This window comes from Mycolicibacterium gadium, assembly GCF_010728925.1.
Taxonomy (GTDB): Bacteria; Actinomycetota; Actinomycetes; order Mycobacteriales; family Mycobacteriaceae; genus Mycobacterium; species Mycobacterium gadium.
The window spans coordinates 4,478,083-4,502,406 of record NZ_AP022608.1 but is presented as its reverse complement, the minus strand read 5'-3'; the positions used below and the strand labels follow the sequence as shown (position 1 = coordinate 4,502,406).

The following is a 24,324-nucleotide window of genomic DNA, read 5'->3' as shown; positions in this document are numbered from 1 at the left end:
CTGGAAGATTGTGCCCTTAACCGTTAGCAAACTCGTTCCAATTCCCTAATTCTCTTGTGCGCCAGCAGAAACCGTTGGCAGAGTGGTACTTTCGCCTGCGTCAATCGGCGCGGCGGCGCCGAAACGCACCCGCAGTTCCGTTTTGAGTACTTTGCCAGCAGGGTTGCGGGGGAGCGCGTCGATGATCTCCAGCGCCTTCGGATGCTTGTATCTGGCGAGGCGTTCGGACAGGAAATTCTCGAGGTCCGCGAGCCCGAGATCACCGTCGCCGACGAGCGCGATCACGGCCACCGGCACCTGACCCCACTTGTCGTCCGCGCGGCCGATCACGGCCACCTCGGCGATCGCCGGATGCGCGGCAAGGACATTCTCGACCTCGGCGCAGTAGATGTTCTCGCCGCCGGAGATGATCATGTCCTTCTTGCGGTCCACCACCCAGATGTAGCCCTCCTCGTCCTGACGGACGAGATCGCCGGAATGGAACCAGCCGCCTGCGAAGGCATCCGCGGTGGCCTTGGGGTTGTTCCAGTAGCCGGCCATCAGCGTGGGTGCGCGATAGACGATTTCGCCGACCTGGCCGATCGCGACGTCGTTCATGTCCTCGTCGACGACGCGCGCGGACACCGTCGGAATCACCCTGCCGACCGAGCCCAGCTTGCGGATCGCGTCATCACCCAACAACATGCAAGTCACCGGCGACATCTCGGTTTGGCCGAAGGCGGCGAGGATCTGCGTTCCGGGGAAGGTCTCAGACATGCTGCGCAGCAATGTATCCGAGGCCGGTGCGGCACCCCACGAGAGGACCCGCAGCTTCAGGTTCCTCGGACGCGCGCGCTGCTCGGCGACGACCGCCTGCCATTGCGAAGGCACCAGGAAGATGCCCGTCACCGCTTCGGCGTCGAGGACGTCGAGCAGTGCGCCCGGGTCGAACGCGCCCAGCGGGTAGAGCACCGTTGGCCTGCCGAGCAGCAGACCGATGATCATGTTCCCGATGCCCGCGATGTGGAACAGCGGCACCCCGACGAACCCGACGTCGTTCTTCAGGTCGGCGCCGTTGGTGAACAGGAACGTCATCGCCTGCCCGGCGAGGTTGTTGTGGGTGAGGACCGCGCCCTTGGGCCTGCCGGTGGTTCCCGAGGTGTACATGATCAGCGCGGGCGAGTCGTCGGGGATGTCGACGAGGGGCGGCGCGTCCCCCGCTTCGGCGATCAGGTCGTCGTAGCCGATCAGGCCGACTTCGGTGGTGCCGCCGGCCACCACGACGGTCGTCAGCGTCGGATCGATGTCGCGGACCGCGGTCGCCACGCTGGCGAGCACCGATTCGGTGATGACGACCTCGGCCTGACAGTCGCTGACCAGGAAGGCGATCTCGGGCGGGGTCATCCGGAAGTTGACCGGCACCGCGATGGCGCCGAGCTTGTTGATCGCGAGGAACGACTCGATGAACTCGGTGCGGTTGAGCATCAAGATCAGCACGCGGTCGCCGAATTGGACTCCGCGCCTGCTCAGGGCGCCTGCGAGAGCGCCGACGCGGCTGTCGAGTTCGCCCCAGGTCGTGGTGCGGCCGAGGAAACGCAGGGCGGTTTCGCCAGGCTGCATCAAGGCGTGCCGCGCGAGCTGGTTCGTCCAGTTCTGCCGACGTGCGAGGAACGGCTGTTCAGTCGGATCCGGCTCCGTCAACGGCGAGTGTCCCCTCCGGTTGCGCTGGGGTGATATTTGATCAAACATGGTGTTGCCCCGGTCACAGTATGGCCTCGGCGGCTCGGGTACAACCCCACGCCAGACGAACCGGAGAGCCAGTGAACGCACCCTCGAAAGCCCGGGCGAAGCCCCGACGCGCGGTGCGGCGCGAGCAGCTGTCCGAACAGGTGGCGGCCCGGCTGCGCACCGACATCATGACCGGTGTCCTGCGGCCGGGGACCTTCATCCGTCTGGATGAGACCGCCGCTGAGCTGGGCGTCAGCATCACGCCGGTCCGCGAGGCGCTGCGCACCCTGCGCGGCGAGGGCATGGTTGCGCTCGAACCGCACCGCGGTCACGTCGTGGTTCCGCTGACCCGCGGCGATGTAGAGGACATCTTCTGGCTACAGGCGACGATCGCCAGGGAGTTGGCGGCGACGGCGGCCGAGCGGATCACCCCGGCGCAGATCGACGAGCTGGAGCATCTCAACGAAGCTCTGGCCGAGGCCCTCGACAACCGCGAGCCCGACGCGATTGCGTCGGCGGAGTTCGCGTTCCACCGGGCGTTCAACCGATCCACCGGTCGCATCAAGCTCGCGTGGTTCCTCTTACATGTGGCGCGATATCTGCCGGGCCACATCTATGCGGCCAGCCCACAGTGGGGGGTTTCCGCGATCGCCGGGCATCGCGCGATGATCGCGGCGCTGCGCAAGGGCGATGTCGACACGGTGGTCAGGCTGACCGGGGGCGAGTTCGACGACGGCGCGCAGCGGCTGATCGCCCGGCTCGACGAGACGAAATTGTGGGGCTGAGTTTCTTGCGCGGCCGTAGGTTACCCGCACGCGATCGACCTCTTGGGGTCTAGGGGTCGATGCAACAGTCTCTGATTCGTGTGGAGGCGTGTTGCGTTGTCTGTTTTGACTTTGAGCTCTGTTGTTCGTCAGTTCTGGAGGCATGTCAGTGATGGCCATACTGTCGAGGAGGCAAGCTGGGCTGTCGGCGTGTCGAGGCGCACGGGATTTCGCTGGTTCCGCGACGCTGGCGGGGTGAAACCACGATCGGTAGTGCCCAGCTCATCGGGCCTGAAGCCGCGGATGACGCTGCAGGATCGGATTCAGATCGAAATCGGCGTGGCGACCAATGAGTCGCTGCGTGCGATTGGTAGCCGGCTGTTACCTCCTCGGCCGGCGTCGACAATCAAACGCGAAATCGACAACAACGGCCGACACACCGTCGATCACCCGGACCGCAACTCAGGGTATCGGCGAAAGCATGCCTTCGGGGCACGCCAGAGTACGCAGCGCCGCGGGGGGCTACTGCGCGCTGACGGCGCAGGCATACTCTGATCGGCGGGCGCGTCGCCCGAAAGCGGGCAAGCTGGCTGTTAGCGAGAAGCTGCACGATGAAGTGCAGGCCCGGCTGCTCGACGAGCACAGTCCCAAGCAGATCGCCAAGCGGTTGGTGCTGGATTTTCCCGACGATGTGGAGATGCGGGTGTCGCACGAAACCATCTACACCTCGATTTATGTCCAGGGCAAAGGCAGTCTGCGTCGCGAACTGCATACCTGTCTGCGCACCGGGCGAGCGTTGCGTAAGCCCCAGCGCCGCCCCGATGAACGCCGTGGTCGCATCCGCGACATGGTCAACATCAGTGAGCGTCCACCCGAGGCTGAAGACCGCGCGGTGCCCGGGCATTGGGAGGGCGATCTGATCCTGGGCAGTACTGCCTCGGGTTCAGCGATTGGCACCGTGGTCGAACGGATGACCCGGTTTGTGATGCTGCTGCATCTGCCCGACGATCACACCGCCGTGGCCGTGCAGGAAGCGATCGTGGCGAAAATGGCGCAACTGCCGGTGATCCTGCGCAAAACACTGACCTGGGATCAGGGCAGCGAGATGGCCAACCATGCGGCGATCGCCCAAGCCGCCGAGCTCAATATTTACTTCTGCGATCCGCACTCCCCGTGGCAGCGCGGCACCAATGAGAACACCAACGGCCTACTGCGCCAATACTTTGCCAAAGGCACCGACCTATCGGTCTTTCCGGCCGATTACCTCGACTACGTCGCGACCAAACTCAACCGCCGGCCCCGCGAAACCTTGAGCTGGAAAACACCCGCCGAAGCCCTCGACGAACTACTGTCCAACCCGTCCAAACCACCCGCTGTTGCATCTACCGCTTGAAACCGCCCCTGATCTGCGTGCAACGAGCCCACACTCGGGCCGGCTATGAAGCGGACAGTTCCTCGGCGCGGGCCTTCAGATTGTCCGCCAGGTAGTCAAGCGTGTCGCCGATCGCCTTCTTCACCATCTGGCTCGGGATCGGCAGTTTCGTCTCGACATCAAGGTCGACCGTCAGCAGCGACGTCGCCCCCATCGGCACGACCGCGAACTTCTGTTCCTGCTTCTCGAAGAACTCACCCTGCTGCAGCACCGTCTGGATCTGGTTCTCGTCGGGGTAGTAGACCGCGGTGATGAAGGTGCCCGACTGCCCCTGGACGACGACGTCGAGACGTAGCTGGCTGGGCCGGCCGTCGTCGTAGCGCGCCAGCACCCAGGAGCCCTTGATCTCCTCGTTCCACACCGGGTACGACTCGAAGTCCGCGACGATCCCCATGATCGCCTCGGCGGGGGCGGTGACCTCGACGGTCTTGCTCACAAACGGCATTGCACGAGCATATCGACTAGTCGACGCACGCCTTTTCGAGCAGCGAGCGGATGACCGCCGGGATCGGCACGGGTCGGCGGTTCGCCCGGTCGACGTACACATGCACCCAGTGGCCGACCGCCGCGACGGGTTCGTCGGGTCCACCCGCCTGCCATAGCCCCAACCGGTATGTCACGCTGCTGGTGCCCAGCCGGGTGGCCGCCAACCCGACGAAAAGCGTTTCAGGGAATCGCAATTCGGCGAAGTACTTGCATCCCGACTCAGCAACCACACCCAGCCAGTCCACGGTTGTCGGGTCGATGTCGCAGTTGGTGTTGATCCAGCCGTTGATCGCCGTGTCGAACAGTGCGTAGTACACCGCGTTGTTGAGGTGGCCGAACATGTCGTTGTCGGTCCATCTCGTCGACACCGGCCAGTGCACCGGAAAGTCGGCACTGGTGAGCTCCCGCTCGCTACCGGTCATGGCAGCAGTCTCGCAGGCGCCGCCCCTTCAGATTCGGTTGACGTGGTCTGGTGTCGCAAGACCCATGGCGAGGGGATGGACGATCGCCGGCATGCCGCGCCACACAACGTCTTGGGCCGCGACTGTGAAGCCGCAGGCGCGCATCCGTCCGACGGTGTCGCGGTTGCAGCGACAGCCGCCTGCGAAGTGGCGCCACGGTCCGGCCAGCTTGTCCTGGACCGCCGCCAGCAACCGTGAGCCCGCCCGCACATGTTCGATGAACAGCAGCTGCCCACCGGGCCGGAGTACACGCGCAATCTCGTGCAGCGCAGCGTCGGGGTCGTCGACCGTGCACAGGGCGAGCGTGGAAACGACGGTATCCACTGAGGCGTCGGCGAATGGCAGCCGCTCTGCTTGAGCGTCGACAACTTCGGTAGCACAACGGTTTACGTCTGTCCGGCGCGCGAGCTTCTTGCGCATTCCCGGTTCGGGTTCGGTCAGCAGCAGCTCGGTGACCGCCTCCGGATAGTGCGCGATGTTCAGTCCGGTCCCGGAGCCGATCTCGACCACGCGACCGTAGGCGTCGGCGAGCAGGGTTGCACGCCGGTGCCGCATGCCTGCGATTTCACCCAGCCAGAGGAAGGGGTCGTACACCATGGCGAAGATCCGCAGCCACGCGGCGGATGGCGGGTCCACCGGCGCAGTCGAATTGATGCTGGCGATGTCGGTCATGCCGCAAAGCTAGGCGCGGTCACCGGGCGCGCGCATCGCCCGATGCGGCCATCTTCTGCGGATGGCCCGTTGCGGCCATGTCACAAGATTCCGAGACGCGCAGCTTCGGCGACGGCGGCAGTTCGTGAAGTGCGGCCCAGCTTGCGGCGGATGTTCGCGACGTGCCGATGCACGGTGTGCGAGCTGAGCACGAGGTGCTCCGCGATTTCACGATCGCTGAGGCCACGCGCGATGCACGCGAGGATTTCGCGTTCACGAGCCGACAGGACCTGCTCCGGCGCGCTCGTAGCGTGCGGCAGTGCCGGTGCCGGTCCCAGCGCTTCGCGGCATGCGCGAACAACGGAATCGGCGTCACCGTGCCACGGGAAGTGCGCGCTCCCTTTCAGCGGGATGAATGTCGCCCCCGGAATCGCCGCCGCGACCTCGCGCCCGAGCCGGTACGGCACGGCACGGTCGTCACGGCGATGCACCACCCACGTCGGCGAGCGGACGAGCGGAAGCCGGTCTCGAACATCGAGCCGGTAGACGAGGGCCAACACCGCTGCGGCGGTCTCGGCCGTCGCGGACTCACGCTGCAACCGACCGAAACGCTCGTGCTCGTCAGCGTTGGCGCCGCCGAGAAAGATGTCGCCGAGCAGACGTGAGCCCAAGCCCCAATGTGCCTGTATCGCAGCCAGTATCGCGTCGCCCACCCCAGGCGCCGTGATCGCCGTTCCGTCCGGGTAAGACCCGTACAACACCAGCCGCTCGACCCGCTCGGGAAATGCCGCGGCAAAGGCGACCGCCGTGCAGCTCCCGGACGAGCCGCCGAGGAGCGAAACGCGGTCGAGCCCGAGCTCGTCGACGAGCGCGCGCAACGTCGCGACCTCGCCGTCGAGGGTCAGGTCGGACTCGTGCAGCGTGTGGTCCGACATGCCGACTCCGAGCCGGTCGTACCGGATCAATGTGTATCCGTCGGCGATTCCGTCCCATAATCGACGGAAATCGGGGTCCTGCCAATCCAGTTCGAGGTGACTGACCCACCACGCCGGAGCGACCAGCGGTGGACCGCTGCCGCGCAACCTCGTACGCCAGCCGGCGTCCGCCGACGGGCAGAAACCGGATCTCGGACCTGTCCAGCATCACCAGCAGCGTAATGCGAATTCGGCGGCGGATTGTCGACTCGGCGTCGTTGCGGGCAGGCTGTAGTGATGAGGATCAGCGGCGCCGTACTCGAACAGATCGGACTCGAAAGGCCGTACGCCGAAACCAGGCCGCTGGTGGTGCACGACCTCGACCTGGCTCCCCCGGGCGAGGGTGAACTGCTCGTCCGCATCGAAGCCGCCGGAATGTGCCATTCCGACCTGTCCGTCGTCGACGGCAGCAGAGTCCGGCCCGTGCCGATGCTGTTGGGACACGAGGCGGCGGGCGTCGTCGAGGAGGTCGGGCCCGGAGGTTCGAACGCGGCCGTCGGTCAGCGTTTGGTGATGACCTTCCTGCCGCGGTGCGGTGCCTGCGAGGCGTGCGCGACCAACGGGCTCACCCCCTGCATACCCGGGACCGCCGCCAATACCGCCGGCACTCTGATGACCGGTGAACGCAGGCTCTCCCGCGAAGGTCAGCCGGTCCACCATCACCTCGGCGTCTCGGGTTTCGCCACGCACGCCGTCGTCGACCACCGTTCGGTCGTTCCAGTGCCCACCGACGTACCCGCGGAGGTCGCGGCGCTGCTCGGCTGTGCGGTGCTGACCGGCGGCGGCGCGGTGATCAACGCCGGACGGCCACGACCGGGTGAGACCGTGATCGTCGTGGGACTCGGCGGGGTGGGCATGGCTGCGGTGCTGACCGCTCTCTCGCACGACGATGTCCGCGTCGTCGGGGTCGATCAGCTACCCGCCAAGCTCGAGCTGGCCCGCACCATGGGCGTGCACGAGGCCTACACGGCGGACGAAGCGCGCGAGGCCGGGCTCAAGGCCGCCGTCGTGATCGAGGCGGTCGGGCATCCCCAGGCAGTGGAGACCGCCGTCGACCTCACCGCTGCGGGCGGCCGCACCGTCTGTGTCGGACTCCCCCGCCCGGATGCGCGAGTCAACCTGTCGCCGTTGGGCTTTGTCGCAGAGGGGCGGTCGCTGATCGGGAGCTATCTCGGATCTGCCGTGCCCTCGCGCGAGATCCCGCACTTCGTCGGTCTGTGGCGGGCGGGCCGGCTGTCGGTCGAGTCGTTGGTGTCGGCGACGATCACGCTCGACGAAATCAATGCCGGCATGGATCAACTTGCCGACGGCAAGGCCGTGCGGCAGATCATCCGGTTCGACTAGAACCAGGCGTCGCGCATGTCCAGCGAGGTGCGGTCCAGTGCGGCAAGGAGATCGAGTTGGGGACCCGTCTTGGGCAGTTCGCTCCGGAAGAAGTACCGTGCGGCTTGCCGTTTGCCGTCGTAGAAGTCGCCGGCGCGACCGTTGCAGGCGACCACCTGCTCGAGCCAGATCCAGGCGACCACGATGTGGCCGAACGCCTCGAGGTACGCGACGCTGTTGGCCAGCACGGCATCGATGTCGCCGGAAGCGAACATTGCGGTGGTCACCTCGACCAGGCGCTGCCAGGTTGCACCGAGCCGAGGTGCCAGTTCCGCGGCATCCCCGCCCGCGGCGTTGGCGGCGTCGACCGTCTGCGCAATCGCCGCCCCGAGCGCCGCGAGGCTGGCGCCGCCGCGCTGGGTCACCTTGCGGCCCAGCAGGTCGAGGCTCTGAATGCCATGGGTGCCCTCGTGAATGGCGTTGAGCCGGTTGTCGCGGTAGTGCTGTTCGACGTCGTATTCGCGGGTGTAGCCGTAGCCGCCGTGCACCTGAATCGCGAGGCTGTTGGCCTCCAGGCACCACTGTGACGGCCAGCTCTTGCCGACCGGCGTGAGGATGTCGAGTAGCAGCGTCGCCGCATCGCGCTCGGCGTCGGTTTCGGCGCTGTGCTGCACGTCGACGAGCTTGGCGCAGTACAGCAGCAACGCCATCCCGCCCTCGACATACGCCTTCTGCGCCAACAGCATTCGCTTGACGTCGGCGTGTTCGATGATCGGGATCTGCGGCGTCGTCGGATCCTTGGCCGTCACCGGTCTGCCCTGCGGACGTTCGCGGGCGTAGTCCACCGATTTGAGGTATCCGGTGTAGCCCAGTGCCACCGCACCCATGCCTACCCCGAGGCGTGCCTCGTTCATCATGGTGAACATGTAGTTGATGCCGCGGTGCGGTTCGCCGACGAGATAACCGACGGCGCCGTCGAAGTTCAGGACGGTGTTGGTGATACCCCGCTGCCCCATCTTGTGGTTCAGCCCGGCGATGACGACGTTGTTGCGCTCGCCGATCGAACCATCGTCATTGACAAGATATTTCGGGACGATGAAGAGCGAGATGCCCTTGGTGCCCGCCGGCCCGCCCGGGATCTTGGCCAGCACCAGGTTGACGATGTTCTCGGTCAGCTCGTGCTCGGCGCCGGAGATCCACATCTTCGAACCGAACAGCCGGTACGTGCCGTCGGGCTGCGGTTCGGCCCGGGTGAGGATGTCGGCGAGTGACGAACCGGCCTGTGTCTCCGACAGTGCCATGGTCCCGGTGAACCGCCCGGCCAGCATGGGACGAAGGAAAGCGTCGATCTGTTCGGGGGTGCCGAACTTCGCGATCAGGTTCGCGTTGGCGATGGTCAGCATCAGATACCCGGTGGTGCTGACGTTGGCCGCCGAGAACCAGGCCAACCCGGCCTCGGCCACCGTCGTGGGCAGCTGGGCTCCGCCGTGCTCGGCGTCCATCGCGACGCCGACCAGGTCGGCCTGGGTGAACGCGTCCAGCGCCTCTTTGACCTCGTTGATGACGGTGACGGCGTCACCGTCAAAGGTCGGCTCGGCGGCGTCGCTCTTCTTGTTGTGCGGCGCGAAATATCGGGTGGCCAACTGTTCACACAGCTCGAGCACCGCGTCGAACGTCTCGCGGGAATGCTCGGCGAATCGGTCGCGCTTGGTCAGTTCGTCGACCCGCAGCCACTCGTAGAGCAGGAAATCGAGATCCCGTCGCGACAGCAAGTTCGATTTCATCTGACTCGACGGCTAGTTGGCTGCGCTGATGTTCACGCCGAGGGGCTCGGACTCTCGCACCGTTTCGTCGCGGATCAGTCCACGCAACAGCGCGGTGCTGAACTCGACGGCGATCTCCTGGGCGGTGCGCCGACCGTGCGGCCGCAGCCAGCGGTAGGACCCCAGCGTCATCCCGATATAGCCGAGGGCCAGGACGTGGCTGTCACAGTCGTAGAACTCGCCGCTGGCGATGCCGCGGTCGATGACGTCGCGCACGTGCTCGTAGACCTGGGTTTCCTTCTCCCTGATGTAGGCGACCTGATCCTCGGTGAACCACTCCGTGATGTAGGGGCCCTCCTGGAAGTACACCGCCGCGCGCTCGATGTCGCTGGCGATGCCGACCAGCAGCCGACGGGTGAAGTGATAGATGGTCTCCCTGGCCGACGCGGTCGGGTCGTCGTGCAGGGCATCGACGGTGAAGTCGGCAGCGCCCTTGTAGATGTCGTAGAGGATCAGCGCTTTGCTGGCGTAGTAGTGGTACACCGTGGCCTTGTTCAGGCCGACGGCGTCGGCGACGTCGTCCATCCGGGTGCCGTGATACCCACGAGCGGCGAACAGCTTGGTGGCGACGGCCAGCAGTTCCTCGCGACGTGACATCCCGTTCGAGGCTTCCGGTGACGAGGCTGGCATGGCGACTCACTATATGCAGGCCCGGAGCGGATCCGGGTATCAATCAACTGGTTGGCTAGTTTATGTGTAGACGGTGTCGTCGCCGCGGCGGCGGGTCTAGACTCGGGCGAGAACCAGCCGCGACACGAGAGGCGATGACGTGGATCCCAACCCCGATTATGACGCGAGCGACGAGCTCGAATACGGCGTGAACTGGTTCGCCTGGATTCTGCGTGGCGTTTATCCGCCGCCGGCCTATCCCCCCGTCTGACCCCCGTCACGCCTCGCTCGCGCGCGGGAGAGCCCGGATGCTCACCCGCACGGCGAGATAGATCACCGACGAGGTGACCACGAATATCGGCCAGCCCATCGCGATGCGCGCCGCCGCCAGTAGCCCCTCCTGATCCGTGTCATATAGGTAGTTCTGCACCAGGAATCGTGACCACGATGCCGTCGCCATCACGGCGGTGGCGATGTCGAACGCCAGTCGGACCTTCGGAATGCGACGCCACGTGCCGTCGCGACCCGTCATCCATGCCCACCCGACGCCGACGAGGGGTCGGCGGATCACGATCGAGATGGTGAAGGCGAGCGCCAATCCGAGATACATCCAGATGCCGGGTAGATAGAAGTCTTTGGCCCTGCCGGTGATCAAGGCGAACGCCGCGCCCACCGCGATACCGGCGAATCCCAATATCGCAGGCCGGGTGGACTCCCTCCGGAACAGCTGCCACGCCAGGATGAGCGACGCGACGGCGATCGCGGCGATGAGCGCCGGACGCAAACCGGTCAACGAGTTCGTCACCGCGAATGTGGTGACCGGCAGCGCCGTGTACACCAGCCCGCGCACTCCGCCGGCGCGAATCAGCAGCGCCGCGGCGGGCGGCCGGGACTCGGTCATCACCTGGAACTTTACGTGGGCCTAGGCGCTCTCCTCAGCTGCAATATCGGGGTAAGCCGCTTACCGCCGGAGGGGCACACGGTCGCCAAGAGGCGGATGGGAGACTTTTCGGATGATTATCGGGATACCGCGCGAATCCCTGAAGGGTGAGACGCGGGTTGCCGCTACGCCGCAGACCGTCGGACAACTGCTCAAATTGGGCTACGCGGTCGTCGTCGAGTCGGGCGCGGGCGCCGCCTCCAGCTTTGCCGATGCGGCCTACGTGGAGGCCGGCGCCAGTGTCGGCGACCCCTGGGCGGCCGACGTCGTGCTCAAGGTCAACGCACCCTCGGACGACGAGATCGCCAAACTCAAGGACGGCGCGACACTCGTGAGCCTGATCTCCCCGGCCCTGAACCCGGAACTGGTCGAGAAGCTGTCCGCCCGCCCCATCACGGTGCTGGCGATGGACGCCGTGCCGCGCATCTCGCGGGCGCAGTCGCTGGACGTGCTGTCGTCGATGGCGAACATCGCCGGGTACCGCGCAGTCGTCGAGGCCGCGCACAGTTTCGGCCGGTTCTTCACCGGGCAGGTGACCGCGGCGGGCAAGGTGCCGCCGGCCAAGGTGCTCGTGGTCGGCGCAGGTGTCGCCGGCCTGGCCGCCGTCGGCGCGGCCGGCAGTCTCGGGGCGGTGGTAAAGGCCACCGACCCGCGGCCGGAGGTCGCCGATCAGGTGCGCTCCCTCGGCGGGGAGTACGTCTCCGTCGACCCCGAGGCGGCCGAGGTCTCGGCCACTGGTTACGCCAAGGAGATGGGCGACGACTACAAGGCCCGCGAGGCGGCGCTGTACGCCGAGTTGGCCAAAGAGGTCGACATCATCATCACCACCGCGCTGATCCCCGGTAAGCCCGCGCCGCGCATCATCACCGCGGAGATGGTCGCGTCGATGAAGCCGGGCAGCGTGCTCGTCGACATGGCCGCCGCGAACGGCGGGAACGTCGAGGGCACCGTCAAGGATCAGGCGATCGTCACCGAACACGGCGTGACGATCATCGGCTACACCGATCTCGCGGGACGTCTGCCCGCCACCGCGTCACAGCTCTATGGCACCAACCTGGTGAACCTGCTCAAGCTGCTCACCCCGGAGAAGGACGGGCAGCTCGCGCTGGACTTCGACGACGTCGTTCAGCGGTCGGTCACCGTGGTCCGCGACGGTGAGACGACGTGGCCGCCGCCACCGGTGCAGGTGTCCGCGGCGCCCGCGGCCAGCAGTGCCGCGACCCCAACCGGCACAGAGCACAAACCCGCCAAGCCGCCGATGACGACGCGACGCCGGCTGGGCATCGCCTTCGCCGCCGCGGCGGTGCTGTTCGCCCTGATCGCGCTCTCGCCCGCCGCACTGCAGTTTCACCTGATGGTCTTCGCGTTGGCGATCGTCATCGGCTACTACGTCATCGGCAACGTGCACCACGCGCTGCACACCCCGCTGATGTCGGTGACCAACGCGATCTCGGGGATCATCGTCGTCGGCGCACTGCTGCAGATCGGGCACGGCAACAACATCATCACCGGGATCGCCTTCGTGGCGATCCTGCTCGCCAGCATCAACGTCTTCGGCGGCTTCGCGGTGACCCGTCGCATGTTGTCCATGTTCTCGAGGAGCTGACCCATGTTCACGCTGGAAACCACCGCAACCGCGGCCTACGTCGTCGCGGCCCTGCTGTTCATCCTGGCGCTGGCCGGGTTGTCCAAGCACGAAACATCCAAGGCCGGTAGCAGTTTCGGTATCGCCGGGATGGCCGTCGCGCTGATCGCGACCATCGCGCTGGCCCTCGCCCGCCACATCGAACCCCTGGGTCTGGCGCTGCTGATCGTCGCCATGGCCATCGGGGCGGTGATCGGGCTGTGGCGGGCGAAGATCGTCGAGATGACGGGGATGCCCGAACTGATCGCGCTGCTGCACAGCTTCGTCGGCCTGGCCGCCGTGCTCGTCGGCTGGAACGGCTACCTGCATGTCGAGGGCGATCCGGCCGGCGCCGAAGCCCGGCAACTCGCCCAGGAGGGCATGCTCGGTATCCACTCGGCCGAGGTGTACATCGGCGTTTTCATCGGTGCGGTCACATTCACCGGCTCCGTCGTCGCCAACCTCAAGCTCTCGGCCCGGATCAAGTCCGCGCCGATGATGCTGCCCGGCAAGAACATTCTCAACGTCGGCACGCTCGTGGTCTTCTTCGCGCTCACGGTCTGGTTCGTGATCGACCCCACGCTGTGGCTGCTGGTGGCGGTCACCGTACTGGCCCTGCTGCTCGGGTGGCATCTGGTGGCATCGATCGGCGGCGGCGACATGCCGGTCGTGGTGTCGATGCTCAACAGCTATTCCGGCTGGGCCGCGGCGGCGTCGGGGTTTCTGCTCGGCAATGATCTGCTGATCATCACCGGCGCACTGGTCGGCTCCTCCGGTGCGTATCTGTCCTACATCATGTGCAAGGCCATGAACCGGTCGTTCATCTCGGTGATCGCAGGCGGCTTCGGTATCGAGGCCGGCCCGGCGGATGACAAGGACTACGGCAGCCACCGCGAGATCGACGCCGACAGCGCGGCCGAACTCCTCGCCTCGGCCAGTTCGGTGATCATCACGCCCGGCTACGGCATGGCCGTCGCGCAGGCCCAGTACGGCGTCGCGGACCTGACCCGGAAGCTGCGCGACCGCGGCGTCAACGTCCGGTTCGGGATCCACCCCGTCGCGGGACGCCTGCCCGGACACATGAACGTGCTGCTGGCCGAGGCCAAGGTGCCCTACGACATCGTGCTGGAGATGGACGAGATCAACGACGACTTCAGCGACACCGACGTCGTCCTGGTCATCGGGGCCAACGACACCGTCAACCCGGCGGCCTCGGAAGATCCGGGCAGCCCGATCGCCGGAATGCCGGTGCTGACGGTGTGGAACGCCAACAACGTCATCGTGTTCAAACGATCGATGGCCTCGGGTTACGCGGGCGTGCAGAACCCGCTGTTCTTCCGAGAGAACACCCAGATGCTGTTCGGCGACGCCAAGGACCGGGTGGACGCCATCAACGCCGCACTCGCGGAATCGGTTTCCGTCGGTCACTAGAGTCTGAGTCGTGGCCGTCGACAGGTTGTTGCCAACGGATGAAGCCTTTGACCTGATCGCGCTGACCCGCGACGTGGCCGACAAGGTCCTCGATCCGGTGGTCGACACCCATGAGAAGGACGAGACCTATCCCGACGGGGTGTTCCCTGCCCTCGGCGCGGCGGGGTTGTTGAGCCTTCCGCAGCCCGAGGAGTGGGGCGGTGGCGGGCAGCCGTTCGAGGTGTACCTGCAGGTGCTGGAGGAACTGGCAGCGCGGTGGGCGGCCGTGGCGGTCGCGGTCAGCGTGCACAGCCTGTCGTCGCATCCGCTGCTGATGTTCGGTTCCGAGGAACAGAAGCAACGGTGGCTTCCGGACATGCTGTCCGGCAGCCAGATCGGGGCCTACAGCCTGTCGGAGCCGCAGGCCGGCTCCGATGCTGCGGCGCTGCGGTGTGCCGCCAAGTCCGATGACGACGGCTACGTGCTCAACGGTTCCAAATCCTGGATCACCCACGGCGGGGTCGCCGATTTCTACACATTGTTCGCGCGGACCGGCGAAGGGTCACGGGGCATTTCGTGTTTCCTGGTACCCGGCGACCTGCCCGGGCTCAGCTTCGGCAAGCCCGAGGAGAAGATGGGGCTGCATGCCGTCCCGACCACCTCTGCGTTCTACGACAACGCGCGCATCGGGGCGGACCGTCGTATCGGTGCCGATGGCCAGGGGCTGCAGATCGCGTTCAGCGCGCTGGACTCGGGCCGGCTGGGCATCGCCGCGGTGGCCACCGGCCTGGCGCAGGCGGCGCTGGACGAAGCGGTGCGTTATGCGAACGAGCGAACGACGTTCGGCCGCAAGATCATCGACCATCAAGGGCTGGGATTCCTGTTGGCAGATATGAGCGCGGGGGTGGTCAGCGCACGGGCGACGTACCTGGACGCCGCGCGTCGTCGCGATCTGAACCTCCCGTACTCGGCGCAGGCCAGTGTGGCCAAGCTGGTCGCCACGGACGCGGCGATGAAGGTGACCACCGATGCCGTGCAGGTGTTCGGCGGTGCCGGGTACACGCGCGACTATCGCGTCGAGCGGTACATGCGAGAGGCAAAGATCATGCAGATCTTCGAGGGCACCAACCAGATTCAGCGACTGGTGATCGCGCGCGGCCTGACGACCTGAGTCGTAAGGCCCGGCCCCTCACCACGCAGCGCGCTCGCGGGCGGCCTTACCCCTTCTCCGGTGAACGATCACCGCACCGATGACCGCACCCAGCATGACGACCAGTCCCAAGAACGCGGCCACGAGGAAAACGATGGCCATGATGATCTCCGAATCACTACCCGACTCGATGGCGTACGACGGGTCGGAAGGGTCGTAGGTGATCTCGACTTGGTCACCGACATCGGGGTTGTTGCCTGTGAACCAGACGATCTCGGCGCTGACCGGTGTGCCGCCGTCGGAGGTGAACTCGACGGTGACGGTGTCGGTGAAGGCCTCCACATCCGTGACGGTTGCCGTGGTCGTCACGCCATGAGAGTCGAGATAGCTGTTGGACCAGTAGCCCGCATACGCGATACCACCGAAGATCAGCGAGCCGATCAGGCTGACGGCGGCCACGCACCAGAGCAGCACGGCCCACACCGCTGACGGCCCGGCGGGAGGGCCGTACGGGTGCCATTGCGTGGGCTCCATCGCTTCATGGTGGCGCACGATTCGCCAGGGACCAACCTATTGGATGAATTCGGTTATGGCGTTCACGAATTCGCCTGGCGCCTCGACCATCGGGCTGTGCCCCGAGCCTCGGATGACGACCGGCGCCAGGCCCGCCTCGCGGTAGCGCTCGACGTTGCTTGCTGTCGGTGTCAAAACGTCTCGCTCACCCCAGACGACCAGCACTGGCTGCTCGAGGCCGGCGATGCGGTCCACCGCCGCGGGCGCGCCGTCCTGGCCGCGGGCATGACACAGCCCCGAGTGTGTCAACTGCTCCAGCGATCGGTGGGCCAGTGACGGCACCGCGAAGTCGGTGGCGAAGCCCGTCTGCAACGCGCTGTCGCTGATCGCATCTACGGGGCGCAGCCTGTCGATGGTCTGTCCGATGATCGGCGCGCAGGCCAATCCCGCCAGTGCGGGCATCTGCGCGAGGCTCATTTCGGCGGGGGTATCGGAGATCACCACTCGCTCAACACGTTCGGGGTCCTGCCCGGCGAGCGCCAGCGCCACGAATCCGCCCATCGAATGTCCCACCAGGACGGCGTGGCGCACCTCGAGCGCATCGAGCGCTTTACGCACCGCGTCGGCTTGGCTTTCGATGCGGTAACTCTCGACGCTGCGGGGTGCCTCTGACCCACCGTGGCCGACGAGATCGATGGCGATCACGCGTTGCGCGGGCAACGCCGCCGCGACGCGATCCCACCACTGGACCGACGCCGAATAGCCGTGCAACAAAACGACCGCGCGCTCACCAGGCGGGCCGAACTCCTTGACGTTGAGGTCCGGGCCGTCGAGTTCGATGACCCGCCCGCCGCCGAACGCCTGAGCCTGACGTGTCGCCCTGGCTACCAGGAATGCGTTCACCACCAGCGCGGCGACCACGACGACGATCGCGATCACGCCGATTCGCCACTTCATCCGTCGGACGCTACCGCCGGGGCTGCATTGCGCGCCAACGGTTTTTCAGCTGATCGGCTCCGGGGGCGATGTCGCGGTCACCCGCGTGCCGTGACCGGCCACGGAGTCGATCTCCATCGAACCGCCCATCGCGTCGAATCGCGCCAGCAGCGACCCGAGGCCGATATGGCCGTCGGCGACATGGCTTTCGACGCTCGCGGGGTCGAAGCCCGTCCCGTCGTCGGTGATGGTCAACACCACCCTGTCACGGTTCCGCGACAGACTCACCCGGACGTTGCTTGCGCGCGCATGTTTGCCGATGTTGTTCAGCAGTTCTCGCGCCGCCCGGTACAGCAACTGCTGCGACTCGGGCTTTCCGACGTCCTCCAGGTCGGCCTCCACGGGGCAATCGGAGCGAGCCTGGAACTGTCGCAGCAGTTCTCGCACGGCTTCCGTCAGCCCGAGCTGAGCAAGCACCTGGGGATGCAGCTCGGTCACCGTCGACCGAAGCGCGGCGGCCGTCTGCTGCAGCGCGGCGTGCACGGCCTCCAGCGCAGGATCGCCGGTGCGCTCGCGGACCTCGTCGAGGTCGAGGCGGGCCGCCAACAACGTCTGCAGCGGGCCGTCGTGCAGATGCTCGGCGACTTCCCGGTTGTGTCGCTCATCGGCCTGCATCGCCTCGGACACCAGCTGCCGACGGACCTCCTGCAGCCTGCTGACACGCGCCCGGCGCGACACCAGCACCAGACACAGTGCGGTGGTGGCCGCCGCGGCCCAGAGCAGAAATCCGAAGTGGGAGTAGACGATGTCCGGCATGCCGACGGTGTCGTCGCGCTTGGAATACACGATCCACACCCCGAGATAGCACAGTGCGGTGCCGGTGCCGAGGATCGCAGTGCGCCACGGCCGGTCCTGGAAGGCGATCGCGACCGGCAGCAGGAAGAAGACCGGCAGCAGGGCCGCCGTCGCTCCCCCGGACACCAGGCACAGCAGCACGACGACGAGGACATCGAAGGTGGTCGAGGTCCAGTCCGCCCAGCGCGGCACCGGACCGCGCAGCACCACGACGAGCCACACCACGGCGGCAACCGCGTAGATCCCCAGCACCACCTCGTATACGCCGGGCAGCCAGTGGTCGACGTCCCATGTCCACACCAACAGCGCGATCAGCGCGATCAACGGCAGCCGGAGGAAGGCGCTGACGCGCACGGGTTCTGCCGTGAGGTATCGGGCGATGCGGTCGAGCAAAGCTATTCCAGCAGTTTGCGGCGCATCGCCTCGGCCACGGCGGCGGCACGGTCGTTGACGCCGAGTTTCTCGTAGAGGCGCTGCACGTGGGTCTTGACGGTCGACGGCGCGAGGAACAATTCCTTGGCCATCGCGGGGATGCTGCCGCCCGCGGCGATCAGCTTGAGCACTTCGCGTTCTCGGGGACTGAGCACCGGTCCCTCGGGTTCGGCGCGCTTGCGTATCTCACCGGCCAGGCCGGCGGCGAGGCTGGGTGCCACGACGTCACGGCCCTTCGCACAGTCCAGCACCGCGTTCACGAGTTCGGAGCGGCTGGACTCCTTGGGTAGGAATCCGGCCGCACCGTCCTGTAGCGCACGGAAGACGATCGCCGACTCGTCGTGCGCCGAGATGAGCAGGACGCGGGTCGGCAGGTCGTCGCGCACCACCGCGGCGGCGACTTCGGCGCCGTCCATCCCCGGCATGCGGTAGTCCAGCAGCGCGACCTGGGGCTGATGCGTACGGATCGCCTCGAGGGCCGAAACGCCGTCGTCGGCCTCGGCGACCACCTCGATCGCCCCGCTGGATATCAGCGCACGGACGACTCCGTCGCGAAACATCGGATGGTCGTCACCCACCACGACTCGCACTTTTTCGCTGGTCAGGCCTGTCGACACAGCTGCCAGCTTCGCACAGCCACCTGCGTTGTTCATCCGAATGGATGACACGGGGTTCGTCCTCGGCGTCGCCAGGCGGGGACATCTTCCCCATCCTCACCACAGCGGGATGTCGACCCCGTGCTCGGACTCGGGTCGCGGGCCGAAATACCGACGCTCCGATTCCTCGATCATGACGTCGTTGATGCTGGCCTCGCGGCGGGCCATGAGGCCCTCTGGGTTGAACTCCCACAACTCGTTGCCGTAGCTGCGGTACCACTGGCCGCCGGCGTCGCGGCACTCGTACTGAAACCGTACGGCGATGCGGTTGGCGTGGAAATCCCACAGACTCTTGCGCAGGACGTAGTCGAGCTCGCGCTGCCACTTCTGCTTCAGGAACGCGACGATCTCTGCGCGGCCGACGACGTGCACGCCGCGGTTGCGCCATTGTGAATCGGGCGTGTAGGCCAAGCTGACGCGCTCGGGATCGCGGGTGTTCCAGGCGTCCTCGGCGGCCTGCACCTTCTGGACGGCGGTCTCGTGAGTGAAGGGCGGGTACGGCGGACGGCTTTCGGTCATGCCCTGTTATACGTGTCATGGACTGCCGCGATTCCCTTGTTTCACGGGTGTCATATCGTGACTGTCATGGACTTCGCGATGTCGGCCAAGGGGCGGGACTACCACAAGCGGCTCTCTGACTTCATGACCGAGTTCGTGTTCCCGGCGGAGAAGGACTACGAGGCCTACCGGCACGAGAAGGGCCCCGACGACCACACCGTCCCGCCCGTCATCGAGGACCTCAAGAAGCTGGCCAAGGAACGCGGTCTGTGGAACCTGTTCCTGCCCGCCGAGTCGGGGCTGACGAACCTCGAATACGCTCCGCTGGCCGAGCTCACCGGCTGGAGCATGGAGATCGCCCCCGAGGTGACCAACTGCGCGGCGCCCGACACCGGCAACATGGAAACCCTGCACCTCTTCGCGAACGAGCAGCAGAGCAAGCAGTGGCTCGAACCGCTGCTGAACGGAGAGATCCGCAGCGCGTTCGCGATGACGGAGCCCGCGGTCGCCTCCAGCGACGCCCGCAACATCCAGACCACGATGCTGCGCGACGGCGGCGACTACGTGATCAACGGCCGCAAATGGTGGATATCCGGGGCAGCCGATCCCCGCTGCAAGCTCCTCATCGTGATGGGCCGCACCAACCCGGATGCCGCCAGCCATCAGCAGCAGTCGATGATTCTTGTTCCCGTCGATACGCCCGGTGTGTCGATCGAGCGGTCGCTGCCGGTTTTCGGATGGCAGGACCAGCACGGCCACTGCGAGGTCAGCTTCGACAACGTGCGGGTGCCGGTGACGAATCTGCTCCACGAGGAGGGCAGCGGTTTCGCGATTGCGCAGGCCCGCCTGGGGCCCGGCCGCATTCATCACTGCATGCGCGCCATCGGGGTGGCCGAGCGGGCCCTGGCACTGATGGTCGACCGGGTGAACAATCGCATCGCGTTCGGTAAGCCGCTGGCCGAGCAGGGCGTGGTCCAGCAGCAGGTGGCGTTGTCGCGCAACGAGATCGACCAGGCGCGCCTGCTGTGTCACAAGGCGGCTTGGGTGATCGACCAAAAGGGCAACAAGGAAGCGCGCAACGAGGTCGCGATGATCAAGGCGGTGGCCCCGCAGATGGCGTGCAACGTCATCGACCGCGCGATCCAGGTGCACGGCGCGGCGGGCGTCAGCGACGACACCGTGCTGGCTCGGCTCTACGGCTGGCACCGGGCCATGCGCCTGTTCGACGGCCCCGACGAGGTCCACATGCGGACCATCGCGCGGGCCGAACTCGGTAGGGAGAAATCGGCTTTCGCTGCGGCGGTGACCGCTGGATCTTCTCGGTGATGCCGAACCCTGCCGACCCTGATGCCCTGTCAGGAGCGTGGAATTTCCGTGACATCGCGGAGGAGGCCGGCATTCGGCCCGGCCGGTTCTTCCGGTCCAGTGAGTTGAGCGGGCTCGACGATTCCGGTCAGGCGGCGCTGCTCGGCTTCGGCATCACCGACGTCGCGGACCTTCGCTCCGACCGGGAGGTCGAACGACGCGGCGCGGGCCGGGTGCCCGGCGGCGTCATGATCCACCGGTTGCCGTTCCACGAACTATCCAAGCCCGGTGCCGAGGCGCCGCACGAGCAGAGCTTCGAGCGGATGATGACCGAGAAACCCGACGACGAAGACGTCGCGGTCGCCGCGGGCCGGTTCATGACCGAGGAATACGAGCGTTTCCCGACCCTGGCCGGCGCACAACTGGCTGTGCGGCAGGTCATTTCGATGCTGACCGAGGAACGACCGGTCATCACGCACTGCTTCGCGGGTAAGGACCGCACCGGTTTCACCGTCGCGACGGTGCTCGAGGCCGTCGGCGTCGACCGCGACGCGATCATGGCGGATTTCCTGCGCAGTAATGCCGCGGTGCCACGGCTTCGGGAGAGCATCCTCGAGTCGATCCGCAATAGGTCCGAGGACACCACCGACGAGATCGTGACGTTCGCGGAGGCCCGGCTCACCGAAGAGGTGCTGGGCGTGCGCGAGGTGTACCTCGACGCGTCCAGGAAGGCCATCGACGACCAATACGGCTCGTTGGGCAATTACCTTGAGGCCTTAGGAATCACGGGGGCACAACTGGATCTGTTGCGCCGCTCGCTACTGGGTTAGATAAACCCCGAACGCCCACGCGACGGTGGCGAACAGTGCCCCGGCGAGTTCGACACCCATCGACAGCGCGACGCCCTTCACGGCATGCTTGGTCGACGTCCACGCCAGTCGCTGGTCTCCGCGCGTGGACAACTCGGCGAGATAGACGCCCAGCACGAAGCCGATCACCAGGCCGATCACCGGGATCACGAAGAAGCCGATGATGCCCAGCACCGCCCCCGCCGCCAGGCTCAGTGTGCGCACGTCGTTGGCGCGCATCCGCTTCACCGGCCAGGTGTACTTGATCAGGGTGGCCGCGCCGAGCAGCGCGGTGACCACCCCGAGCGTCACCCAGCCCGTGAGGTTGTTCTCGACGACGGCCCAGATCGCGATCGCGGCGAACACCAGCAGCGTGCCGGGCAGCAGCGGCACCACGATGCCGACGATGCCGACGGCGATGGCGAGCGCGACGAGGATGATGCCGAGGGTGCCCACGACACGAACTTAACGGGTCAGGGCTTTCTGGCGCGCACCCACTGGAACGTTCCGAGGGTCTTGGACCGTACGCCTTCCATACCGAGGCCCTCGAGGATGTCGGCCAGCTCGTCCTCGGTGAAGAAATTGGCCTGGCCCTCAGGGAGCAGGCGGAGCAGCGGTCCGACGTTTCCGGCGGTCGGCACCATGATGGCCATCCGCCCGCCCGGCTTGAGCACCCTGACCATCTCGGCGAGGGTCTGCGCCGGGTTCGGTATCAGCTGCAGCACGGCCAGCGAGGTGGCGGCGTCGACCGTCTCGGCGCGCAGGGGAAGCCGCTGCGCGTCCGCGCGCATGAACCCGACGTTCGGGCCCGCCTGGGCCTCGACCGCGCGGGCCAGCATCGGCTCGGAGATGTCGAGACCGAGCGCGAGGCCGTCCGGGCCCGCCGCCTCCCCCAGTTGTGCGGTCACATTGCCGGGACCACTGCCGACGTCCAGGGCCACGCCACCGGACGGGATGTTCAACCACTCGACGGGAAGCCGCCACACGCCTGCCACCCTGCGGGCGAGCGCTTGCGCGTTGTCATAGAGCATCGAGCCGATCCCCGACGCCCACGCGGCCTGGATGACGCCTGTGTTCTTCGGTGGTTGTGTGCCTGTCGCGAGATCGTCGGTCAGCAGATCGAGATAGCCCTTGCTGACGTCGGGATTCGCGGGCGGATCCGTCAAGAGGTCCAGCGCCCTGCGGAGTGCCTGCGGTATTTGGGTGTTCAATTGCTCGGTCACCCTTCCACGCTACGCCGCGCCGATCAGGCGTCCAGTTGGTCGGCGAGGTCCAGAAAATCCGTTGCCGCGAAGTCGAATTCGCCTTCGGTGACCTTGTGCGGTCGCTGGTTGGGACCGTATTCGAGCGGACGGGTCACATAGGCGGTCATCAGCCCCGCATCGCGCGCGGCCCGCAGGTCGCCCGGATGCGCGGCGACCAGCATCAGGTCACCGGGAGCAACGTCGAGTAGGCCGGCGCAACCGAGGTAGGCCTCGGGGTCGGGCTTGTAGTGGTGGAACAACTCGGCGGAGATCACGCAGTCCCACGGCAGCCCCGCGCGCTTGGCCATGTTGGTCAGCAACGAGAAGTTCCCGTTCGACAGCGTCGTGATGAGGAAACGTTCCTTCAGCCGGGTGAGGCCCACGACGCTGTCCGGCCACGGATCGAGGCGGTGCCAGGCGCGGTTGAGCTGGTCGACATCCTCGACGCAGACCGATGTGACTCCAGCGGCACCCAGCAGGTCCTCGAGGATCATCCGGTGCAGGTCGTCGATCTTGGTCCACGGCAGCTCCCCGCGCCGCACCCGATCCATCGCAGGCAGATAACCTTTGCGCCAGCCGTCAGCCAGTGCAGCCCAATCATGTTGGACGCCATGAGTTTCGCCGAATTTCTCCAGTTCGGCGATGATGCTCGAACGCCAGTCGACGACGGTGCCGAAGGTGTCGAACGCCAGCGCTTTCGGCGTCATCGCCGTCACGGCTCCAGCACGACCTTGCCCAGCACACCGCCGTCGGCCAGACTCTGCAGGGCCTCCGCACCGTTGGCCAACGCGTACCGCACCGGCGGCGGAGGTCGCAGACCCGCCCGGACCAACTCGGCCACCCCGAACTCGAAGAGCGACTGCGCGCCCGGGGTGCGGTTGACGTACTCGCCGTATCCCACACCGATGACCGAGACGTTGCGCAGCAGCAGCCGGTTCACCTTGACCGCGGGAATCCCACCGCCCGAGGCGAATCCGAGCACCAGGAGCCTCCCCTCGGTGGCCAGTGCGCGAATGGCGTCGTCGAACACCTCACCACCGACCGGATCGACCACCAGGTCGACGCCGCGGCCGTCGGTATGGTCCTTGACCGTCTGCAGCCACCCATCGGTCAGCGGCAGCACCACGTCGGCGCCCACTGACTTGACGAACTCGGTGCCATGCGGCCGGTGCACCATTGCGATCACCTTGGCGCCCAGCGCCTTCGCCACCTGGATGGCCGCCGTGCCCACGCCACCGGCCGATCCGAGGACCAGCACCGTTTCGCCGGCCCGCAGCGCTCCGCGTTTGGCGAGCGCGAAGTACATCGTCTGATAATTGCCCAGGAGCGCAACGGCTTCGGCGTCATCGAGATCGTCGGGCGTCGGCCGCAGGTTGGCAGGCGGCACGGCGACGCGTTCCGCCCAGGAGCCCAGCATCGTCAGCGCGGTCACCCGCTGGCCGGGCTGGAACTCCGATTCGTACGGCGCGGAGACGACCACCCCCGCCGCCTCCATGCCGGGGATGAACGGGGGCTCCAGCCGCAGCTGGTATTCGCCGCGCAGAAGCAGCAGGTCGGGGAAGCTCACGCCGGCGGCGCCGATGTCGACCACGACAACGTCGTCACCGTCAACCGGATCGTCTACATCCGTGTACGCCAGCCCTGCCGGTCCGGACAGCTCCTGCGCGACAAGCGCTTTCACTC

25 protein-coding genes and 2 pseudogenes are annotated in these 24,324 nt (G+C 66.5%); 10 read left to right on the top strand and 17 right to left on the bottom strand.

Annotated features, from left to right (window positions below; genetic code table 11):
• Positions 1 to 45: 45 nt before the first annotated feature.
• The gene (gene fadD5, locus G6N36_RS22255; RefSeq protein ID WP_163688990.1) at positions 46 to 1,728 is read right to left on the bottom strand and encodes a fatty-acid--CoA ligase FadD5; all 1,683 of its coding nucleotides are present in this window, start codon (positions 1,726 to 1,728) and stop codon (positions 46 to 48) included.
• 71 nt (positions 1,729 to 1,799) lie between these two features.
• Here fadD5 and G6N36_RS22250 point away from each other — a divergent pair, with 71 nt between their 5' ends.
• The 3 genes and pseudogenes from G6N36_RS22250 to G6N36_RS22245 all read left to right on the top strand — a co-directional run.
• Positions 1,800 to 2,492: a GntR family transcriptional regulator gene (locus tag G6N36_RS22250; RefSeq protein WP_179964837.1), complete on the top strand. Its 693-nt coding sequence runs from the start codon at positions 1,800 to 1,802 to the stop codon at positions 2,490 to 2,492.
• 282 nt (positions 2,493 to 2,774) lie between these two features.
• A complete protein-coding gene (locus G6N36_RS30385) occupies positions 2,775 to 3,026 on the top strand; it encodes a helix-turn-helix domain-containing protein (RefSeq protein WP_407938943.1) in 252 nt (83 codons plus the stop codon).
• Positions 2,965 to 3,864, top strand: a pseudogene (locus tag G6N36_RS22245) (IS30 family transposase); the annotation flags it as partial. The gene G6N36_RS30385 and the pseudogene G6N36_RS22245, both read left to right, overlap by 62 nt.
• Positions 3,865 to 3,907: 43 nt before the next feature.
• Here G6N36_RS22245 and G6N36_RS22240 read toward each other — a convergent pair.
• The 4 genes from G6N36_RS22240 to G6N36_RS22225 all read right to left on the bottom strand — a co-directional run bounded on the left by G6N36_RS22240 (position 3,908) and on the right by G6N36_RS22225 (position 6,583).
• Positions 3,908 to 4,348 carry an SRPBCC family protein gene (locus tag G6N36_RS22240; protein ID WP_163688988.1) on the bottom strand — a complete coding sequence of 147 codons (441 nt, stop codon included), beginning with the start codon at positions 4,346 to 4,348 and terminating at the stop codon, positions 3,908 to 3,910.
• A 16-nt stretch (positions 4,349 to 4,364) separates the two neighbouring features.
• Positions 4,365 to 4,811 carry an acyl-CoA thioesterase gene (locus tag G6N36_RS22235; RefSeq protein ID WP_163688987.1) on the bottom strand — a complete coding sequence of 149 codons (447 nt, stop codon included), beginning with the start codon at positions 4,809 to 4,811 and terminating at the stop codon, positions 4,365 to 4,367.
• Positions 4,812 to 4,838: 27 nt separating this feature from the next.
• The gene (locus tag G6N36_RS22230; protein WP_163688986.1) at positions 4,839 to 5,522 is read right to left on the bottom strand and encodes a class I SAM-dependent methyltransferase; all 684 of its coding nucleotides are present in this window, start codon (positions 5,520 to 5,522) and stop codon (positions 4,839 to 4,841) included.
• An 80-nt stretch (positions 5,523 to 5,602) separates the two neighbouring features.
• Positions 5,603 to 6,583, bottom strand: coding sequence for an alpha/beta fold hydrolase (locus G6N36_RS22225; protein ID WP_235690137.1), 981 nt, complete (start codon positions 6,581 to 6,583; stop codon positions 5,603 to 5,605).
• 126 nt (positions 6,584 to 6,709) lie between these two features.
• Between G6N36_RS22225 and G6N36_RS22220 the strand changes: the two genes are divergently transcribed.
• Entirely contained in the window at positions 6,710 to 7,819 is a 1,110-nt protein-coding gene (locus tag G6N36_RS22220) for an alcohol dehydrogenase catalytic domain-containing protein (protein ID WP_179964836.1), read from the top strand.
• Here the strand turns inward: G6N36_RS22220 and G6N36_RS22215 are convergent.
• Together G6N36_RS22215 and G6N36_RS22210 are read right to left on the bottom strand one after the other, a co-directional pair.
• Positions 7,816 to 9,582, bottom strand: coding sequence for an acyl-CoA dehydrogenase (locus G6N36_RS22215; RefSeq protein WP_163688984.1), 1,767 nt, complete (start codon positions 9,580 to 9,582; stop codon positions 7,816 to 7,818). The two genes, G6N36_RS22220 and G6N36_RS22215, sit on opposite strands and share 4 nt — an antisense overlap.
• A 12-nt stretch (positions 9,583 to 9,594) precedes the next feature.
• Entirely contained in the window at positions 9,595 to 10,251 is a 657-nt protein-coding gene (locus tag G6N36_RS22210; RefSeq protein WP_163688983.1) for a TetR/AcrR family transcriptional regulator, read from the bottom strand.
• 139 nt (positions 10,252 to 10,390) lie between these two features.
• On the opposite strand from G6N36_RS22210, the pseudogene G6N36_RS29545 reads away from it, so the two are divergent.
• Positions 10,391 to 10,501: pseudogene (locus G6N36_RS29545) on the top strand (CAP domain-containing protein); the annotation flags it as partial.
• Positions 10,502 to 10,507: 6 nt separating this feature from the next.
• On the opposite strand, the gene G6N36_RS22205 reads toward G6N36_RS29545, so the two are convergent.
• Positions 10,508 to 11,131: a DUF3159 domain-containing protein gene (locus G6N36_RS22205; RefSeq protein WP_163688982.1), complete on the bottom strand. Its 624-nt coding sequence runs from the start codon at positions 11,129 to 11,131 to the stop codon at positions 10,508 to 10,510.
• 112 nt (positions 11,132 to 11,243) lie between these two features.
• On the opposite strand from G6N36_RS22205, the gene G6N36_RS22200 reads away from it, so the two are divergent.
• The 3 genes from G6N36_RS22200 to G6N36_RS22190 are packed head-to-tail and all read left to right on the top strand — an operon-like array spanning position 11,244 to position 15,375.
• On the top strand, positions 11,244 to 12,776 hold the full coding sequence (locus G6N36_RS22200; protein WP_163688981.1) for a Re/Si-specific NAD(P)(+) transhydrogenase subunit alpha: 1,533 nt from the start codon (positions 11,244 to 11,246) through the stop codon (positions 12,774 to 12,776).
• Positions 12,777 to 12,779: 3 nt separating this feature from the next.
• Entirely contained in the window at positions 12,780 to 14,225 is a 1,446-nt protein-coding gene (gene pntB / locus G6N36_RS22195; protein WP_163688980.1) for a Re/Si-specific NAD(P)(+) transhydrogenase subunit beta, read from the top strand.
• A gap of 10 nt (positions 14,226 to 14,235) precedes the next feature.
• Positions 14,236 to 15,375: an acyl-CoA dehydrogenase family protein gene (locus G6N36_RS22190; protein ID WP_163688979.1), complete on the top strand. Its 1,140-nt coding sequence runs from the start codon at positions 14,236 to 14,238 to the stop codon at positions 15,373 to 15,375.
• A gap of 18 nt (positions 15,376 to 15,393) precedes the next feature.
• On the opposite strand, the gene G6N36_RS22185 is transcribed toward G6N36_RS22190, so the two are convergent.
• From G6N36_RS22185 to G6N36_RS22165, 5 genes are read right to left on the bottom strand one after another with little or no spacing between them, the layout of a single operon-like run.
• Entirely contained in the window at positions 15,394 to 15,888 is a 495-nt protein-coding gene (locus G6N36_RS22185; RefSeq protein WP_163688978.1) for a DUF3592 domain-containing protein, read from the bottom strand.
• Positions 15,889 to 15,924: 36 nt separating this feature from the next.
• A complete protein-coding gene (locus G6N36_RS22180) occupies positions 15,925 to 16,824 on the bottom strand; it encodes an alpha/beta fold hydrolase (RefSeq protein WP_163688977.1) in 900 nt (299 codons plus the stop codon).
• 45 nt (positions 16,825 to 16,869) lie between these two features.
• Complete coding sequence (locus tag G6N36_RS22175; protein ID WP_163688976.1) at positions 16,870 to 18,051, bottom strand: sensor histidine kinase; 1,182 nt, start codon at positions 18,049 to 18,051, stop codon at positions 16,870 to 16,872.
• A 2-nt stretch (positions 18,052 to 18,053) separates the two neighbouring features.
• A complete protein-coding gene (locus G6N36_RS22170; protein ID WP_163690819.1) occupies positions 18,054 to 18,743 on the bottom strand; it encodes a response regulator in 690 nt (229 codons plus the stop codon).
• Between the two features lie 60 nt (positions 18,744 to 18,803).
• Positions 18,804 to 19,265, bottom strand: a complete 462-nt coding sequence (locus G6N36_RS22165; RefSeq protein ID WP_163688975.1) for a nuclear transport factor 2 family protein — start codon at positions 19,263 to 19,265, stop codon at positions 18,804 to 18,806.
• 66 nt (positions 19,266 to 19,331) lie between these two features.
• Here G6N36_RS22165 and G6N36_RS22160 point away from each other — a divergent pair, with 66 nt between their 5' ends.
• Entirely contained in the window at positions 19,332 to 20,570 is a 1,239-nt protein-coding gene (locus G6N36_RS22160) for an acyl-CoA dehydrogenase family protein (protein WP_179964959.1), read from the top strand.
• A complete protein-coding gene (locus tag G6N36_RS22155) occupies positions 20,570 to 21,379 on the top strand; it encodes a tyrosine-protein phosphatase (protein ID WP_163688974.1) in 810 nt (269 codons plus the stop codon). Before G6N36_RS22160 ends, G6N36_RS22155 begins: the two co-directional genes overlap by 1 nt.
• On the opposite strand, the gene G6N36_RS22150 is transcribed toward G6N36_RS22155, so the two are convergent.
• From G6N36_RS22150 to G6N36_RS22135, 4 genes are read right to left on the bottom strand one after another with little or no spacing between them, the layout of a single operon-like run.
• The gene (locus G6N36_RS22150) at positions 21,368 to 21,853 is read right to left on the bottom strand and encodes a DUF456 domain-containing protein (protein WP_163688973.1); all 486 of its coding nucleotides are present in this window, start codon (positions 21,851 to 21,853) and stop codon (positions 21,368 to 21,370) included. The genes G6N36_RS22155 and G6N36_RS22150 overlap by 12 nt on opposite strands.
• A 17-nt stretch (positions 21,854 to 21,870) precedes the next feature.
• Entirely contained in the window at positions 21,871 to 22,620 is a 750-nt protein-coding gene (locus G6N36_RS22145; RefSeq protein WP_163688972.1) for a methyltransferase domain-containing protein, read from the bottom strand.
• 23 nt (positions 22,621 to 22,643) lie between these two features.
• Positions 22,644 to 23,348, bottom strand: coding sequence for a haloacid dehalogenase type II (locus G6N36_RS22140; protein WP_163690817.1), 705 nt, complete (start codon positions 23,346 to 23,348; stop codon positions 22,644 to 22,646).
• Between the two features lie 5 nt (positions 23,349 to 23,353).
• Positions 23,354 to 24,322 (bottom strand): NADPH:quinone oxidoreductase family protein, encoded by a 969-nt coding sequence (locus G6N36_RS22135; RefSeq protein WP_163688971.1) that lies wholly within the window; start codon positions 24,320 to 24,322, stop codon positions 23,354 to 23,356.
• Positions 24,323 to 24,324: the final 2 nt, after the last annotated feature.

What these genes read in the sequence shown, in the direction of transcription:
- fadD5 (WP_163688990.1), bottom strand. Translation starts at nt 1,728, where the DNA reads ATGTTTGATCAAATATCACCCCAGCGCAACCGGAGGGGACACTCGCCG.
- G6N36_RS30385 (WP_407938943.1), top strand. Translation starts at nt 2,775, where the DNA reads ATGACGCTGCAGGATCGGATTCAGATCGAAATCGGCGTGGCGACCAAT.
- G6N36_RS22240 (WP_163688988.1), bottom strand. Translation starts at nt 4,348, where the DNA reads ATGCCGTTTGTGAGCAAGACCGTCGAGGTCACCGCCCCCGCCGAGGCG.
- G6N36_RS22235 (WP_163688987.1), bottom strand. Translation starts at nt 4,811, where the DNA reads ATGACCGGTAGCGAGCGGGAGCTCACCAGTGCCGACTTTCCGGTGCAC.
- G6N36_RS22230 (WP_163688986.1), bottom strand. Translation starts at nt 5,522, where the DNA reads ATGACCGACATCGCCAGCATCAATTCGACTGCGCCGGTGGACCCGCCA.
- G6N36_RS22215 (WP_163688984.1), bottom strand. Translation starts at nt 9,582, where the DNA reads ATGAAATCGAACTTGCTGTCGCGACGGGATCTCGATTTCCTGCTCTAC.
- G6N36_RS22210 (WP_163688983.1), bottom strand. Translation starts at nt 10,251, where the DNA reads ATGCCAGCCTCGTCACCGGAAGCCTCGAACGGGATGTCACGTCGCGAG.
- G6N36_RS22205 (WP_163688982.1), bottom strand. Translation starts at nt 11,131, where the DNA reads ATGACCGAGTCCCGGCCGCCCGCCGCGGCGCTGCTGATTCGCGCCGGC.
- G6N36_RS22200 (WP_163688981.1), top strand. Translation starts at nt 11,244, where the DNA reads ATGATTATCGGGATACCGCGCGAATCCCTGAAGGGTGAGACGCGGGTT.
- pntB (WP_163688980.1), top strand. Translation starts at nt 12,780, where the DNA reads ATGTTCACGCTGGAAACCACCGCAACCGCGGCCTACGTCGTCGCGGCC.
- G6N36_RS22185 (WP_163688978.1), bottom strand. Translation starts at nt 15,888, where the DNA reads ATGGAGCCCACGCAATGGCACCCGTACGGCCCTCCCGCCGGGCCGTCA.
- G6N36_RS22180 (WP_163688977.1), bottom strand. Translation starts at nt 16,824, where the DNA reads ATGAAGTGGCGAATCGGCGTGATCGCGATCGTCGTCGTGGTCGCCGCG.
- G6N36_RS22170 (WP_163690819.1), bottom strand. Translation starts at nt 18,743, where the DNA reads ATGAACAACGCAGGTGGCTGTGCGAAGCTGGCAGCTGTGTCGACAGGC.
- G6N36_RS22165 (WP_163688975.1), bottom strand. Translation starts at nt 19,265, where the DNA reads ATGACCGAAAGCCGTCCGCCGTACCCGCCCTTCACTCACGAGACCGCC.
- G6N36_RS22160 (WP_179964959.1), top strand. Translation starts at nt 19,332, where the DNA reads ATGGACTTCGCGATGTCGGCCAAGGGGCGGGACTACCACAAGCGGCTC.
- G6N36_RS22155 (WP_163688974.1), top strand. Translation starts at nt 20,570, where the DNA reads ATGCCGAACCCTGCCGACCCTGATGCCCTGTCAGGAGCGTGGAATTTC.
- G6N36_RS22140 (WP_163690817.1), bottom strand. Translation starts at nt 23,348, where the DNA reads ATGACGCCGAAAGCGCTGGCGTTCGACACCTTCGGCACCGTCGTCGAC.